Below are 703 nucleotides of genomic sequence, written 5' to 3' on the forward strand. Positions count from 1 at the left end.
CCAAGTGAAGGTAAGGAGGGGGATTGTTTGATCATCACAAACAAAACTTAAGGCTCGCATTCAGGTTGTTCTGGATGTTTTTTACAAAACGGGCTATTCAAGCGTTTCTTGACACTGCGCTGTGGTATGACAGCACCTGGACGACAAATTGGAAGGTTTTCAGCTTTATAATTCTCACACCAAGTTCCTCCCCATTTATCTTTGTCACGGAATCCTGCTTGGATCATACAAGCATCAATGGAAGCCATTTGATTTAAGCTGAGATTTCTATTTTCTGGATCGACATCATAAGGGGTTGGCATACCACATTCTAACAATGCTTTTCCTACCTCAGTAAAGTCTGCTCCTGGTTTCTCCCACATATATACCTCTCCTGGGGCAGGCTTAAAAAAATTACACCCAATTATACTTAACAGAAGTATTCCACTTAATAAGTTCAAGATTTGTTTCATTTTTTCCTCCCTGATTTAATTGAATCAACATATATACGGTGAGGTGAACCATAAGCCTTTTGGCATCTTTTCCCAGCATTTGCATAACAAGCATGAGGGCTGGGATAACTAAATAGTACTTTCTTTGCCTCTTTCACTACGTTACTACCAGGGGGTCTCTGGTAAAAAGTAGCGGGATTTTTGCCAAATACAACACCAACAAAATCATCTGCATGATTTTCCAAGCCGACAGTGGTTTGCTTGCCATCCCT

1 protein-coding gene and 1 pseudogene are annotated in these 703 nt (G+C 40.7%); both read right to left on the bottom strand.

Going from position 1 to position 703, the window contains the following annotated elements:
* Window positions 1–47: 47 nt before the first annotated feature.
* Window positions 48–452 carry a hypothetical protein gene (locus ACFIJ7_RS09745; RefSeq protein ID WP_375645213.1) on the bottom strand — a complete coding sequence of 135 codons (405 nt, stop codon included), beginning with the start codon at window positions 450–452 and terminating at the stop codon, window positions 48–50.
* Window positions 449–703: pseudogene (locus ACFIJ7_RS09750) on the bottom strand (hypothetical protein); the annotation flags it as partial. The gene ACFIJ7_RS09745 and the pseudogene ACFIJ7_RS09750, both read right to left, overlap by 4 nt.

The organism is Bartonella sp. MR100HLJHH (genome assembly GCF_042194215.1).
Lineage (GTDB): Bacteria > Pseudomonadota > Alphaproteobacteria > Rhizobiales > Rhizobiaceae > Bartonella > Bartonella grahamii.

Coding starts and splice junctions, on each gene's coding strand:
- ACFIJ7_RS09745 (WP_375645213.1), bottom strand. CDS start 452: ATGAAACAAATCTTGAACTTATTAAGTGGAATACTTCTGTTAAGTATA.